This window comes from Agrobacterium sp. CCNWLW155, assembly GCF_036888815.1.
Classification (GTDB): domain Bacteria; phylum Pseudomonadota; class Alphaproteobacteria; order Rhizobiales; family Rhizobiaceae; genus Agrobacterium; species Agrobacterium radiobacter.
This window is the reverse complement of sequence record NZ_JBAKFW010000003.1, coordinates 387,183-400,731: the sequence shown is the minus strand read 5'-3', so window position 1 is coordinate 400,731 and position 13,549 is coordinate 387,183. Positions and strand designations below refer to the sequence as shown.

The following is a 13,549-nucleotide window of genomic DNA, read 5'->3' as shown; positions in this document are numbered from 1 at the left end:
AGGAGCGGCGCGTCGTTCGTGCCGCTCCATCATGGCATTCTTCATGCGGAACCTGCTCAATGTCCGAAACGGCACCACTTTTGGAAGCACGCGCCATCGGCAAATCCTTTCTGGGGATCACGGCGCTCGATGGCGTCGATTTTTCGCTCGGGCACGGTGAAATCCATGCCCTGCTTGGCGAAAACGGCGCGGGCAAATCGACGCTCATCAAAATCCTGACTGGCGTTTATCACCGCGACAGCGGTTCGATCTTTCTGGAGGGCAGCGAAATCTCGCCCACCAATGTGGGCGAGGCGCAGGCGCTTGGCATCGGCACGGTCTATCAGGAAGTGAACCTTCTCGAAAATCTCACGGTCGCCGAAAACCTGTTTCTCGGCCGCCAGCCACGCCGCTTCGGGCTGATCGACCGCAGCACGATGCAGAAGAATTCGCAGGCGCTGCTCGCCCAATACGGGCTTTCCATCGACGTCAACGCCCTGCTTTCCAGCTATTCCGTCGCTATCCGCCAGATCATCGCCATTGCCCGCGCCGTCGATCTTTCCGGCAAGGTGCTGGTGCTGGACGAACCGACAGCCAGCCTTGACGCCCATGAGGTCGAGATGCTGTTCGGGGTGTTGAAAAACCTGCGCGCCCGCGGCATCGGCATCATCATCATCACCCACTTCCTCAATCAGGTCTATGATATTGCCGACCGGGTGACTGTGCTGCGCAATGGCCGCCTCGTCGGCACCCGAGACATCGGCAGCCTGCCGAGGTCCGAACTCATTTCGATGATGCTCGGTCGCGAGCTTCAGCATATTACCCACGAACATCAGGCGACCGAAGATACGGTCGCCGAGGGCGAGCCGCCAATCCGGTTCGAAGCCTATGGCAAGCGCGGCAGCATCGCCCCCTTCGATCTCGGCATCCGGCCGGGAGAGATCGTCGGCGTTGCCGGTCTTCTTGGCTCCGGACGAACGGAGACCGCCTTCCTGCTGTTCGGCATCGACCGTCCCGATACCGGCACGGCGATGATTGACGGAAAACCGGCGGCGATTTCGTCGCCCGAGGCCGCCATTGCGGCCGGGTTCGGCTTCTGTCCGGAAGAGCGCAAGACGGATGGCATCATCGGCGACTTTTCCGTCACCGATAATATCGCGCTGGCGCTTCAGGCCCGGCAGGGCTGGGCACGGCCACTGTCCCGTCGGCAAAAGGCGGAGCTGGCCGAAAGCTTCATCAAATCGCTCGATATCCGCCCGGCCGACCCCAACCGGCCGATAAAATTCCTGTCCGGCGGCAATCAGCAGAAGGCCATTCTGGCACGCTGGCTCGCCACCCAGCCCAGACTGCTGATACTCGACGAGCCGACACGTGGCATCGATATCGGCGCGCATGCGGAAATTCTCAAAATGATCGAAAAACTCTGCGGCGAAGGCATGTCGCTCGTCGTCATCTCCTCCGAACTGGAAGAACTGACGGCCGTTGCGCATCGTGTGATCGTGCTTTCCGACCGCCGCCATGTCAGTGAATTGAAAGGCAGCGAAGTGACCGCCGACAACATCATGCGGGCAATTGCGGATGCGGCGAAAACGGAGGCGGCGTGATGGTGGCTGTAACACGACGCTTCAAAAGACTTGCTCCCCAGCTTGCCGCGCTCTTTATCATTCTGGCAGCGATTACAATCATTTCGCCGGGTTTTCTGCATGTTTCTTTCCAGAATGGCCGGCTCTATGGCAGTCTGGTGGATATTCTCGTGCGCGCCGCTCCCGTGGCGCTGCTGACCATCGGCATGACGCTGGTTATCGCCACCAAGGGTATCGATCTTTCCATCGGCGCGGTCATCGCCATCTGCGGCGCGGTCGCGGCCACGCTCATCAGCAATGGCCATTCCATTCCCTCGGTCATCGTCATCTCACTTGCGGTGGGCATTGCCTGCGGCCTGTGGAACGGCGTGCTGGTCGCCCTTCTCGACATACAGCCGATCATTGCCACCCTGATCCTGATGGTGGCCGGGCGCGGCATCGCCCAGCTTATTACCGAGGGTGTGATTCTCACCTTCAACAATGACAGCTTTGCCGCCATCGGCTCCGGCTCGTTCGCAGGCATCCCGCTGCCCGTCATCATCTGGGTGGCGGCGGCGCTGTTGATCGGCCTTCTGGTGCGTAAAAGCGCACTCGGTTTCCTGATCGAGGCCACAGGCATCAATCGCCGTGCAGCGGCGCTCGCCGGCGTGCGGGCCCGCTTCCTGCTGTTTTTCGTCTATGCCGTCTCCGGCCTCTGCGCGGCCATCGCCGGCATGATCGTGACCGCCGATATTCGCGGCGCGGATGCCAACAATGCCGGGCTGTGGCTGGAGCTGGACGCGATCCTGGCGGTCGTGATCGGCGGCACATCGCTAAATGGCGGCCGCTTCTCCATCACGGCCTCATTGATCGGCGCGCTCATCATCCAGACCATCAATACCGGCATCCTCGTCTCGGGCTTTCCGCCGGAATTCAACCTCATCATCAAGGCAGGCATCATCATGGTGGTGCTCACACTGCAATCGCCTGCAATCATGGCCGTCCTCGGTTTCGTGAAAGCGCCGAAGCCGCACGTCAAACCGGCGGCGACCAATGGCATGACCAAGGAAGGAACCGCGCGATGATCCACAGCCGCAATCTGCCCTTCCTCACGACGCTGACGATCTTCGTGGTCGCCTATCTGCTGTGCGTGCTGCAATATCCGTCGATCCTGTCGACGCGCGTGATAGGCAATCTTCTGACCGATAATGCCTTCCTCGGCATCGCAGCGGTGGGCATGACCTTTGTCATCCTGTCGGGCGGCATCGATCTCTCCATCGGTTCGGTCATCGCCTTCACCAGCGTCTTCGTGGCGGTCATGGTCGGCACCTATAACATCCATCCGCTGCTGGCCTTCGCCATCGTGCTGGCAGTCTCGACGCTGTTCGGCTGCCTGATGGGGGCGATGATCCGCTTCCTGTCGATCCCGCCTTTTGTGGTGACGCTGGCGGGCATGTTTTTGGCGCGCGGGGCGGCCTATCTGATTTCCACGCAGTCGGTGCCGATCTCCCACCCGTTCATCGATGCGATACAGGGCTTTTATTTCCGCTTTCCGGGCGGCGGCAGGCTGACGGCGCTGGCCATGCTGATGCTTCTCGTCTTCGCCGCCGGCATGCTGATCGCCAGCCGCACCCGCTTCGGCGCCAATGTCTATGCGTTGGGCGGCAACCCGCAATCGGCGGAACTGATGGGTGTGCCGATTGGCGCGACGACAATCGGTATCTATGCGCTTTCCGGTTTCCTGTCGGGCCTCGCCGGCATCGTTTATACGCTCTACACCTCGTCAGGTTATTCGCTGGCGACGGTGGGCGTGGAACTGGACGCCATCGCCGCTGTCGTCATTGGCGGGACGCTTTTGACCGGCGGCACGGGGCTGGTGGCGGGAACCTTCATCGGCCTTCTGATACAGGGGCTGATCCAGACCTACATCGTTTTTGACGGGACGCTTTCTTCCTGGTGGACGAAAATCGTCATCGGTGTGCTGCTTTTCGTCTTCATCGTGTTGCAGCGCGCAATCATCTGGTATTCAAACAGGAGACTGGCCGGACCGCATCCGGCATAATTGCCAAAGGAGGCTTGCTTGGGGCTGCTCGAAACGACGATAAGCGGGCGAAAACGCCGGAACAGCCACGCCCATGTGGTCTCCGAACTCGGCAGCGCCATCGTCTCGGGCAGGATTGCGGAAGGCTCCCTGCTGCCCAATGATGCCGAACTTTCCTTGCGGTTCGGCGTCTCCCGCACCGTGCTGCGCGAGACGATGAAGACGCTGGCGGCGAAGCGTCTGGTGGAACCAAAGGCCAAGGTGGGCACCCGCGTTCTTGACCGCTCCAGCTGGAATTTCTTCGATCCCGACGTGCTGGGCTGGCGCTGCGAGGCCGGCATAGATCAGGAATTCGTCACGCATCTGGCGGAGATCCGCCTGGCGCTGGAACCAGCGGCGGCGGCAGCGGCGGCCCTGCAGGCCTCCAATGACGATATCGTTTCCCTTTACGTCATCGCCGCCAAATTCGACAATCCGAAACATACGCCGGAAAGCATCGCCAAGGTCGATCTCGAATTCCACCTTGCGGTCGCGCATATGTCCGGCAACCCCTTCATGCGCTCGGCAAGCGGGCTGATCGAAGCCGCACTTGCAATATCCTTCCAGCTCTCGTCACCAGCCGCTTCACCCGGCACCATCGCCGAGATCGCCTCCAATCATCTGCGCATCGTACATGCGATTGCGGCGCGTGACGCGGATGCGGCGGTGAAAGCCATGCGCCATGTGATCGAGGTGGGCAAAGACCGGACACAGAACGCGATAAAGGCGCCCTAAAGACGGAATAACGCCTTCTCTTCTCTTAAGACCGCACGAAGGCGGGTCTTTTTTCTCCGAGGGGTGGCTTTTACCCCTGCGAGGCCTCGACCTGTGGCACCACACCGCGGCGCGACGCCATCAGCGATGCACCGAGAAGGGCGGCAATCGCCACGAAGACGAAGACCATCGTCGCACCCTGAAGATCGATCAGCAGACCGCCCAGAACCGCACCGCTGGAAATCGCGATCTGGAACGTGGTGAGCAGCAGCGCGCCGGCACTTTCGGCTTCGTCGGAAGCGGCCCTCGTGATGAAGCTCTGCACGCTGACTGGAAGTGCGCCGAAGGCAAAACCCCAGGAGGCGATGGCAAGGCCGGCAATCAGGGGCGACGCACCCGCCACGACCAGAACGGAAGCCGATGCGGCGATCAGGGTGGCGGCGAACGTCACCGCCCATGCCGTGTTTTTCTCGGAGAGGAAACCGCCGAAGAGATTACCGAAAAAGCCGCCGACACCATAAACCAGAAGGACGAGCGAAATCGCCTCAACGCCAAGAAGCGTCACATCTTCCAGGAACGGACGGACATAGGTGAAGCCGGCAAAGTGACCCGCAACGATGAACAGCGTCGTCAGAAGGCCGATCCGGACCTGCGGCCGCTGCAACAGGCGGAACATGGTGGAAAGACCCGGTGCGCCAGCCGGCGGCAGCGACGGAACAGTGAGCAATTGCGCGAGAAGCGCGATGACACCGAGCGCACCTGCAACCACGAAGGCAGAACGCCAGCCAAGTGTCGCGCCGATCCACGCGCCCACGGGCGCGGCGCAGACGGTGGCGACCGAAACTCCTGTCAGGATGATGGCCATCGCACGCGGCATTTTATCAAGCGGTACGAGTCTCAGTGCCAGCGCCGCGGACATGGCCCAGAAGCCGCCAAGGCCGATGCCGAGCAGGACGCGCGAGGCAAACAGCATAAAGAGACCGTTTGCGAAGGCGGCCAAAGTGCTGGAGATGATCAGCAGCGTGGTCAGCCCAAGCAATGTCCAGCGGCGATCGATGCTGCGTGTGCCAATGACAACGCCGGGGCCGGCGACCGCCGCGACCAGCGCCGTAACGGTAATGGATTGGCCAGCGATGCCGGAGCTGACGGCGAGATCGGCCGAAAGCGGCGTCAGCAGACTGACCGGCAGGAATTCCGCCGTCACCAGCCCGAAGACGCCGAGCGAAAGCGAAACCACGGCGGCCCACTTCGCATCCGGCTCCGTCTTGCGCGGCACATATTCAAGTTCGTTTATGGTCCGGTTGTTCATGAAAATCTCCTGATGCGCATTTCAGGAATGCGCTCTGAAACGGAATGGCAAAATGGTGAAACCGGTGGGAGGCCGGCTCAGCCTCTGCAAATCAATGGTCGTAAGCTATGCGTGACAGCCCGGCGTTTCCATGCTAGAAAATCCATATTCCTTAACCAAACATCCGAATCTGCGAGAGCGCCATGAATGATGCCCTGACGGAAATGTTGCGTGGCCTGAGGCTCGACGGCGTGGAATACGGCCGGTGCCGCATGGCCACGCCCTGGGCGACTGCTTTTCCCGAGCAGGAGGCGGCACGGTTCCATTTCATCGGCGTCGGCCAGGCGAAATTGCGCAAACCTTCCGGCGAGTGGCTGACGCTGACATGCGGCGACGCCGTTCTTCTGCCCCGCGGCCACGCCCATGTATTGGGTAGCGGCGAGAATGTGACGCCTACCCCCTTCGACCGTTTCGGCAAGAAGGAAGTCTGCCAGGGCGTTTTCGACCTGCAATGCGCCAGCGCCGGCGGCGATACCGTGGCCTTTACCGCTTCGATGCGTTTCAACATGGATAATCTGCACCCTCTCCTGCAGCTGATGCCGGATGTGATGTTGACCAGTGATCTCGCCAAAAGCGACCCGGCCATTCCGCACCTGCTGGAGGCCATGACGCGTGAGGTGGAACTGAACCGCGTTGGCGCGGGCGGCATTCTGGCAAGGCTTGCCGATGTGCTGACCGCGACGTTGATCCGCACATGGGTGGAGTATGGCTGCGGCGATTCCAGCGGCTGGCTGGCTGCGGTGCGCAACCCCGAACTCGGACGGGTGCTGGCCGCCATCCACCTCAATCCCGAAAAGGACTGGAGCGTGGAGGAGCTTGCTTCCCTGATGGGCGCTTCCCGCTCCAGTTTCGCGGAGCGCTTCACCCGCGTGGTGGGCGAAAGCCCGGCGCGCTATGTGGTGCGCGTACGCATGCACCAGGCACGGCTGTGGCTGCGCGAAGGCATGCGCGTGACGCTGGCGGCGGAAAAACTCGGTTACGATTCCGAAGCCTCCTTCAGCCGCGCCTTCAAACGCGTGCTCGGCGCACCGCCCAGCCAGTTTCGCCGGAAGGACACGGCCGGGTTGGAGGATGCGGCTTAAAAGCTACAAACAAACCGGACAGGATATCCGCGTGAGAGCAGATCCGCCCGAAGCGGAAGGGCGTCGTCCGGGGAGCATCCACCATGAGTATTGCCGACGACGCCCGTTTCTGGAACCGGACCGCTCGGAAATATGCAAAGGGCAGGATTTCGGATGAGGCCGGATATGAGCGCACGCTGGAGCGGACCCGTGCCCTGCTGAATCCGGATGACAGGGTATTGGAACTGGGTTGCGGCACCGGGACAACGGCGATCCGGCTTGCGTGCAGCGTCAAAGACTATCTTGCGACGGATATTTCCGCCGGCATGATCGCAATCGCCGAGGAAAGAAAACACGCCGCCGGCCCTCTCCCGAACCTCGTTTTCAGCACTGCGACCGTGGAAACGCTTGCGCCCGACCCTCATCAGTTCAACGTGGTGCTGGGTTTCAACTATCTTCATCTGGTGCGCGACCTGCGCGGCACATTGCAGCACATTCATTCCCTGCTTGGCCCGCGCGGGCTGTTCATCACCAAGACCCCCTGCGTTAGGGATATGAACCCGTTTATCCGCCTTGTCCTGCCGGCGATGCGTGTGATCGGCAAGGCGCCCTTTGCCGGCGTGTTCAACGCGGCCGAGCTTGGCCGGCATATAAACGCCGGCGGTTTTGACATTCTGGCCACGGAAATCCACGCGACAAAGGGCAATGACAATCGTCCTTACATCGTGGCGCGCAAAAGGTGATCTGAGCCGCCTTCAGTGAAAATTGCGGGAAATGACCTTTATCCGCTCCACCTCGTCCGCATCATCCACGGCAGGCGGCGGATGCTTCCTGATAGTGCGGTGATCATCCGGTGGAATGCCGTGGTGGAACTCATCGCCACGCCCATGCGGCAGGGGAAAGGCATGGTTGCGTTCGCCCACGCTGGCCAGCGCCTCCGACAAATCTGTCAGCCGATAGGCGACCAAATGCACCACCTCACTCTCCCGCTGGATCTTGCCGTAAATACCGACCATGCCGGCGGACAACACCACGCGCCGGTATTTTTCGAAGGTTTTTACCCACAGCACCGCATTGGCGATGCCCGTCTCATCCTCCAGTGTCATGAAGATCACCCCCTTTGCCGAGCCGGGGCGCTGGCGCACCAGCACCAGACCCGCCGTTTCCAGCCATGCGCCATCACGGGCGCGCACGGCCTCCGCACAGGTGACGATGCGGCGGCGGGAAAGATCGCGACGCAGGAAGGTCATGGGATGTTCGCGCAGCGTCAGCCCCACATGGCCGTAATCCTGCACCACCTCACCACCGTCAGTCATGGGCCTGAGCGCGACGGAGGGTTCCTGAAGCTCATCCACCACGGCATTTTCCCGACTGGCGGCGGCGGCGAAAAGCGGCAGCGGCTCATCCCGCAAGGCCTTGATGGCCCAGAGCGCTTCGCGTCTGGCAAGCGAAAGCGACGGTAAAAAGGCATCGGCTTCGGCGAGACAGACGAGGGCAGCGGCGGGAACGCCCGCCCTTCGCCAGAGATCATCCACCGAGGCAAAAGGCCGATCCTGCCGGGCGGCGACGATATCCGCTGCGTGATCGTTAGAGAGTCCCTTCACCATGCGCAGGCCAAGCCGCACGGCGTAGCGCTCTTTACCATTCCCATTCTTCTTGCCCGTAGGCTCCAGCGTGCAATCAAAACGGCTGTTATTAACGCATACCGGACGCACCTCGACGTCATGATCGCGCGCATCACGCACGATCTGCGCCGGGGCGTAAAACCCCATGGGTTGCGAATTGAGAAGCGCCGTACAGAAAATATCGGGATAATGGCATTTCAGCCATGAGGAGGCATAGGCGATCAGCGCAAAGGAGGCCGCATGGCTTTCAGGAAAACCATAGCTGCCGAACCCTTCGAGCTGCTTGAAGATACGTTCGGCAAATTCTTGCTCATAACCACGCTCCACCATGCCCGTGACGAGCTTTTCCCTGAATTTGGAAATGGTACCCACATTCTTGAAGGTCGCCATGGCTCGGCGCAACTGGTCCGCCTCATCTGCGGTAAAACCGGCGCAATCCATGGCGATCCGCATGGCCTGCTCCTGAAACAGCGGAACACCCATCGTCTTTTTCAGAATATTTTCCAGTTCCGGTTTTTCATAACGAACCGGCTCCTTTCCCTGTCGGCGACGCAGATAGGGATGCACCATATCCCCCTGAATGGGGCCGGGGCGAACAATGGCGACCTGAATGACGAGGTCATAAAACTCCTTCGGCCTCAGGCGCGGCAACATCGACATCTGCGCCCGGCTCTCGATCTGGAATGTGCCGAGCGTATCGGCCTTCTGGATCATGGCATAGGTGGGACCATCATCCGGCGGCATGGCGGCGAGATCATATTTCTCTCCAGTGCGCGCCTCCAGCAGATCGAATCCGCGCTTCATGCAGGAGAGCATGCCGAGCGCCAGGCAATCCATTTTCATGAATTTCACGACATCGATATCGTCCTTGTCCCATTCGATGATCTGGCGATCATCCATGGCGGCGGGTTCGATCGGCACCAGTTCGTCCAGCCGGTTATGGGTCAGCACAAAGCCGCCCGGATGCTGGCTATGATGGCGCGGTGTGCCGACAAGTTGGTTGGCCAATTCGAAGGCAAGCTTCAGGCGACGATCCTCCATATTGAGGTTCAGTTCCTTCACCTGCTTTTCACCCACACCCTCGCTCCAGCGCCAGACCTGCGAGGATAGAAGCTTCGTTAGATCTTCCGGTAGGCCCAGAACCTTACCGACATCGCGCAACGCTCCGCGCCCACGATAACGGGTAACAACGGAGCAGAGCGCCGCCTTGTCACGGCCGTAAGTGTCATAAACCCACTGGATGACTTCCTCGCGCCGCTGGTGTTCAAAATCCACGTCGATATCAGGCGGTTCTCCCCGGTTTTCGGAAACGAAACGTTCGAAGACGAGATTGCTGAAAAGAGCGGGGTCGATGGCGGTGATGCCAAGTACAAAACAGATAATCGAATTGGCTGCCGAACCGCGCCCCTGACATAGGATATCTTTTGAACGCGCATAACGGACAATGGCACTCACGGTCAGGAAATAGGACGCATATTGCAACCTGCCGACAACCGCCAGCTCATGCTTGAGCGCCTTTTCCACCTTCTCCGGCAAACCTTGCGGATACCGCCCCGGCACCGCTTCCCAGACCATCTTCTCCAGCGCCTGCTGCGCCGTCAGCCCCGGCAGGCTGCGCTCCTCGGGATATTGATAGACCAGTTCCTTCAGTGAAAATTTGCAGCGCTTCGTGATTTCGAGACTGCGGGCCAGCGCTTCGGGGTAGCGGGCAAAAAGCCGGTGCATTTCTTCCGGCGGCTTCATATAACGGTCGGCATGCCGTTCGCGCCGGAAACCCGCCTCGTCGATAGTGCAATTATGCCGGATACAGGTGACGACATCCTGCAGCATGCGCCGCTCGGGCACATGAAACAGCACATCGTTGGTGACCACCGTCGGTACAGCTGCGACTTGAGCCATATTCGACAATTCGAAAAGCCGCATCTGGTCATTGGGACGTCTTCTGAGGCTGAGCGCCATATAGGCGCGATCCGCAAAAGCAGCCTTGAGCCGCCGCAGGCGAAGCGCGCAGAGATCATCCGCAAGATCGGCGAGCAACACCACGATCAGGCCTTCGCCATAGGCGACGAGATCGTCCCATGTCAGCCGGCACTTGCCCTTGCCGCCCCTTTTCTTGCCCACGGAAAGCAGCCGGCAAAGCCGACCGTAAGCCGGGCGATCCATGGGGTAGACAAGTACGGAAAGATCGTCGTCCAGATCGAGCCGGCAACCGATGACGAGCCGGATGCCGTAGGTACTTGCCGCCTCGTAAGCGCGGGGAATGCCCGCAAGGCTGTTGCGATCCACGATACCCAGCGCCTCGATGCCGAGGTTTTTGGCCTGTTCGAAAAGCTCCTCGCAGGAGCTTGCGCCGCGCAGAAAGGAAAAATGCGTGGTCACCTGCAGCTCGGCATAACGCGGCGTACTCATGCGAAGACCCCGTGGATGAACCAGCCCTGCGAGCCCGTCTCGACATGTTCTCCGTCACCGGAGCGGAAAATCCAGAAGCGTTCGCCGCTTTCGGTTTCCACCGTGAAATAATCGCGCACGGCTGCCTTTTCCCGGTCGCGTTTCCACCATTCGCCGAACACCCGTTCCGGCCCGTCAGCGCGCCGCACATTATGGCGCGCACCTTTCCAGATGAAATAACGCGGCGGATGATCCGGCAGCAGCGCCAGCGTCTCGATGGGTTCCGGCGTTGCAAAAAGCCTGACCGGGCGCGGCCAGTGGCCGGGCCAGCCGAGCATATCCTCAGATGCAAGCGCCGCAACGCGGGCAACGGAGCGTTCCGGCACATCGCTCGCCACCGCCGCGTAACGATAGACCCTGTGGCCACGATTGAGGATGACATCGACCGTATCGGCGATGTCCGCACGTCCTTCCTCCAGAAGCGAGGAGCGAGCCTGCGCGGCGAGAAGCGGCTCAGCATGGGTGGCGGTCAGCACCATCATCTCGATGCCGAAACCGGGATCGATAGTATCGATACGGTCAGTCAGAAGCCGGACAAGCTGCTTGATATCGCGCACCGGTCTGGAGGTGCCTGCGCGCACCGCCTGCAGGCCGCTATCGACCCGGTGCAGCACCAGATCAACCCTGCGGGCGCCGAGGCCGCGTTTTTCAAGTGCTGCGCAAAGCCCCGTGACCAGCTTCTGCGTATAACGGGCAATCGTTTCCGCCGCCGCAATCGGCTCGGGAAAGGCGCGCCGCACCTCCACCAGTTCGGCCACGCGCACCGGTTCGATAGGTTCGCCGATCTCCCCGAAAGCCTGGGAAAGACGCCGGACGACTTCGGGACCGAAACGCAGGGTCAGCGGCGCACGCGGGGCTTCGGCAAGCTCGCCGATGCTGCGGAAGCCGAGCACCTTCAACCCTGAAACGATACGCTCCTCCAGCCTCAGCGCAGCAAGCGGCAAGCCGTTGATCGCCGCCCGCTGCCCGCCCGGCGGTATGATGCTGATCTGCTCGCGGCCGAAGCGGGCCAGCGCATGGGCAGCACCCCAGCTATCGGCAATGGCCGCGCGGGCGGCAAAGCCTGCGGCATGCAGGCGGTTGACCATCCCGCTCAGCATCAGCGTCTCATCGCCGTGCAGATGGTCCGCTCCCGCCGTGTCCAGCACCAGCCCATCAGGCGTATCGGCGGCGACGATGGGGGCATAGATGCGCAGAAAATGAAAGGCCAGCTGCTGCAGGGCGCGGGCATCTCCAGCTGCATCCAGATCTTCCACCAGAAGGCCCGGCACCAGCGCCTGCGCCTTGCTGACCGGCGTGCCGGGCCGGATGCCCGCCGCCTTTGCCGCTTTGTCGAGCGCCAGCACCAGCCGGCGGCTGCCCTGGCGGCCGATCATGACCAGCGGCTTTTCAACCGGCGGCGCGTTCTCTCCCGAAAGACGCCGGAAGCGATCCGTCGGCCATGTCGGCAGGTAGAGCGATACGACCCTTTGCATCACAGGCTTCCACTTCAAATTCAGCGCTTTCGCCGCCGCGACATCGCAAAAGCTCGAGAAACCAGCGCGGCCTGCCCACCCCCGGCACCGGCAAGGGCGAAGAAGGACGGACGGAGATGCGCCAGCGGGTCACCGCCGCCGTCGGTTCGCCGTACAGCGCCGCATCGGCCGCACGCCGGAAACGGCGGATGGCGATGCCGGTAACACCGGAGGTTTCCGCCGCCAGTTGCAGCCGTCGCGATGCGTTCATCGGCAGTTTTGCCACCTCACCCATCACCGCGCCGAAACCATTGCAGCGCAAGCCCTCCTCGAAACAGTCGAGTACGCCCTTCTCATCGCGGCATTCAACAATGATGAGCCGGTTCTGCGAAAGGCCGGCCTGCGTCAGCCCCGGCATGAACAGATCCCGCCGGGTGACGCACCATAAAACCTTGCCGGAAAGCCTTGCCGCCACACCGGCCGCAAAAAGGGCGGCCGCCGCACCATCGGCAGCGCCATTGCCGCCGCCGCTCAGCTCATGCAGACAGCCGAGCTTGAGCCCACCTCCCGGCAGGCGATGGTCGATGGCATCCACGCCGAAAGGCAAGGTCTCGTGCAGCCGCTCAGGACCGTTACCGATCCTTTCCAGCCTTTCACGCAGCTCTTCGACAACGAGCAACTGATCCGCGCGCTTTTGCATGGCATGACAGGTTTCAATTCCGGTTATTCATCTCTATTGTTCTTGTTTTGTTCCTATTTCAGCAAAGAGTCAAGCAACAGGTCACCACTCTTCAACAGTTTGCACGGGAAGAGGAGATTCTGGCCTTGCAGCCCTTCGTGCCACCGTTAAAACGGAAGTGTCCGCTCGCCACCTGTTCACCCTGACAACGGCTACGGACATCATGGTTTGGAGGAAACCGCCGATGATCGCCAGCATTCTGATTGCCGTGGTTGCGGCCATCCATATTTACATCGTCATTCTGGAAATGCTGCTGTGGGAAAAGCCCGCCGGCCGCAAGGCTTTCGGTCTTTCGGCGGATTTTGCCCGGCAGACGAAAGTACTTGCCGCCAATCAGGGCCTTTATAACGGCTTTCTCGCAGCGGGGCTGATCTATGGGCTCACGCAGGGCGATGAAGGGCTGAGCTTCAAGGTTTTCTTCCTTACCTGCGTTCTGGTGGCCGGTATTTTCGGCGCCATGACAGCCAATATGAAGATCCTGTTCATTCAGGCGTTGCCGGCATTGTTTGCGCTCGGCTTCCTCTGGATCGGAGCATGAA

The 13,549-nt window shown here is 61.1% G+C and carries 11 protein-coding genes; 7 read left to right on the top strand and 4 right to left on the bottom strand.

The window, feature by feature from the left end:
- Positions 1 to 59 precede the first annotated feature (59 nt).
- Genes V6S97_RS14330 through V6S97_RS14315 form a run of 4 tightly spaced genes read left to right on the top strand, consistent with a single transcriptional unit; the run spans position 60 to position 4,356 of the window.
- Positions 60 to 1,583 carry a sugar ABC transporter ATP-binding protein gene (locus tag V6S97_RS14330; RefSeq protein ID WP_087745550.1) on the top strand — a complete coding sequence of 508 codons (1,524 nt, stop codon included), beginning with the start codon at positions 60 to 62 and terminating at the stop codon, positions 1,581 to 1,583.
- A complete protein-coding gene (locus V6S97_RS14325; protein ID WP_003506540.1) occupies positions 1,583 to 2,626 on the top strand; it encodes an ABC transporter permease in 1,044 nt (347 codons plus the stop codon). Before V6S97_RS14330 ends, V6S97_RS14325 begins: the two co-directional genes overlap by 1 nt.
- The gene (gene yjfF / locus V6S97_RS14320; protein WP_003506538.1) at positions 2,623 to 3,603 is read left to right on the top strand and encodes a galactofuranose ABC transporter, permease protein YjfF; all 981 of its coding nucleotides are present in this window, start codon (positions 2,623 to 2,625) and stop codon (positions 3,601 to 3,603) included. Before V6S97_RS14325 ends, yjfF begins: the two co-directional genes overlap by 4 nt.
- 18 nt (positions 3,604 to 3,621) lie before the next feature.
- Complete coding sequence (locus tag V6S97_RS14315) at positions 3,622 to 4,356, top strand: FadR/GntR family transcriptional regulator (RefSeq protein ID WP_020011781.1); 735 nt, start codon at positions 3,622 to 3,624, stop codon at positions 4,354 to 4,356.
- Positions 4,357 to 4,426: 70 nt separating this feature from the next.
- On the opposite strand, the gene V6S97_RS14310 is transcribed toward V6S97_RS14315, so the two are convergent.
- A complete protein-coding gene (locus V6S97_RS14310) occupies positions 4,427 to 5,644 on the bottom strand; it encodes an MFS transporter (protein ID WP_003506535.1) in 1,218 nt (405 codons plus the stop codon).
- A 182-nt stretch (positions 5,645 to 5,826) separates the two neighbouring features.
- Here V6S97_RS14310 and V6S97_RS14305 point away from each other — a divergent pair, with 182 nt between their 5' ends.
- Together V6S97_RS14305 and V6S97_RS14300 are read left to right on the top strand one after the other, a co-directional pair.
- On the top strand, positions 5,827 to 6,765 hold the full coding sequence (locus V6S97_RS14305) for an AraC family transcriptional regulator (RefSeq protein ID WP_020011783.1): 939 nt from the start codon (positions 5,827 to 5,829) through the stop codon (positions 6,763 to 6,765).
- Positions 6,766 to 6,848: 83 nt separating this feature from the next.
- Positions 6,849 to 7,487 carry a class I SAM-dependent methyltransferase gene (locus tag V6S97_RS14300; protein WP_060726864.1) on the top strand — a complete coding sequence of 213 codons (639 nt, stop codon included), beginning with the start codon at positions 6,849 to 6,851 and terminating at the stop codon, positions 7,485 to 7,487.
- 12 nt (positions 7,488 to 7,499) lie between these two features.
- Here V6S97_RS14300 and V6S97_RS14295 read toward each other — a convergent pair whose 3' ends face one another.
- Genes V6S97_RS14295 through V6S97_RS14285 form a run of 3 tightly spaced genes read right to left on the bottom strand, consistent with a single transcriptional unit; the run spans position 7,500 to position 12,971 of the window.
- Complete coding sequence (locus V6S97_RS14295; protein ID WP_087745552.1) at positions 7,500 to 10,778, bottom strand: error-prone DNA polymerase; 3,279 nt, start codon at positions 10,776 to 10,778, stop codon at positions 7,500 to 7,502.
- Positions 10,775 to 12,292: a DUF6504 family protein gene (locus tag V6S97_RS14290; RefSeq protein ID WP_165919995.1), complete on the bottom strand. Its 1,518-nt coding sequence runs from the start codon at positions 12,290 to 12,292 to the stop codon at positions 10,775 to 10,777. The genes V6S97_RS14295 and V6S97_RS14290 overlap by 4 nt, the downstream gene beginning before the upstream one ends.
- Positions 12,207 to 12,971, bottom strand: coding sequence for an ImuA family protein (locus V6S97_RS14285; RefSeq protein ID WP_065695018.1), 765 nt, complete (start codon positions 12,969 to 12,971; stop codon positions 12,207 to 12,209). The genes V6S97_RS14290 and V6S97_RS14285 overlap by 86 nt, the downstream gene beginning before the upstream one ends.
- 223 nt (positions 12,972 to 13,194) lie before the next feature.
- Here V6S97_RS14285 and V6S97_RS14280 point away from each other — a divergent pair, with 223 nt between their 5' ends.
- The gene (locus tag V6S97_RS14280) at positions 13,195 to 13,548 is read left to right on the top strand and encodes a DUF1304 domain-containing protein (RefSeq protein ID WP_020011788.1); all 354 of its coding nucleotides are present in this window, start codon (positions 13,195 to 13,197) and stop codon (positions 13,546 to 13,548) included.
- The last annotated feature ends 1 nt before the right edge of the window (position 13,549 follow it).

Coding starts and splice junctions, on each gene's coding strand:
- V6S97_RS14305 (WP_020011783.1), top strand. CDS start 5,827: ATGAATGATGCCCTGACGGAAATGTTGCGTGGCCTGAGGCTCGACGGC.
- V6S97_RS14290 (WP_165919995.1), bottom strand. CDS start 12,292: ATGCAAAGGGTCGTATCGCTCTACCTGCCGACATGGCCGACGGATCGC.
- yjfF (WP_003506538.1), top strand. CDS start 2,623: ATGATCCACAGCCGCAATCTGCCCTTCCTCACGACGCTGACGATCTTC.
- V6S97_RS14300 (WP_060726864.1), top strand. CDS start 6,849: ATGAGTATTGCCGACGACGCCCGTTTCTGGAACCGGACCGCTCGGAAA.
- V6S97_RS14310 (WP_003506535.1), bottom strand. CDS start 5,644: ATGAACAACCGGACCATAAACGAACTTGAATATGTGCCGCGCAAGACG.
- V6S97_RS14280 (WP_020011788.1), top strand. CDS start 13,195: ATGATCGCCAGCATTCTGATTGCCGTGGTTGCGGCCATCCATATTTAC.
- V6S97_RS14325 (WP_003506540.1), top strand. CDS start 1,583: ATGGTGGCTGTAACACGACGCTTCAAAAGACTTGCTCCCCAGCTTGCC.
- V6S97_RS14330 (WP_087745550.1), top strand. CDS start 60: ATGTCCGAAACGGCACCACTTTTGGAAGCACGCGCCATCGGCAAATCC.
- V6S97_RS14295 (WP_087745552.1), bottom strand. CDS start 10,778: ATGAGTACGCCGCGTTATGCCGAGCTGCAGGTGACCACGCATTTTTCC.
- V6S97_RS14285 (WP_065695018.1), bottom strand. CDS start 12,971: ATGCAAAAGCGCGCGGATCAGTTGCTCGTTGTCGAAGAGCTGCGTGAA.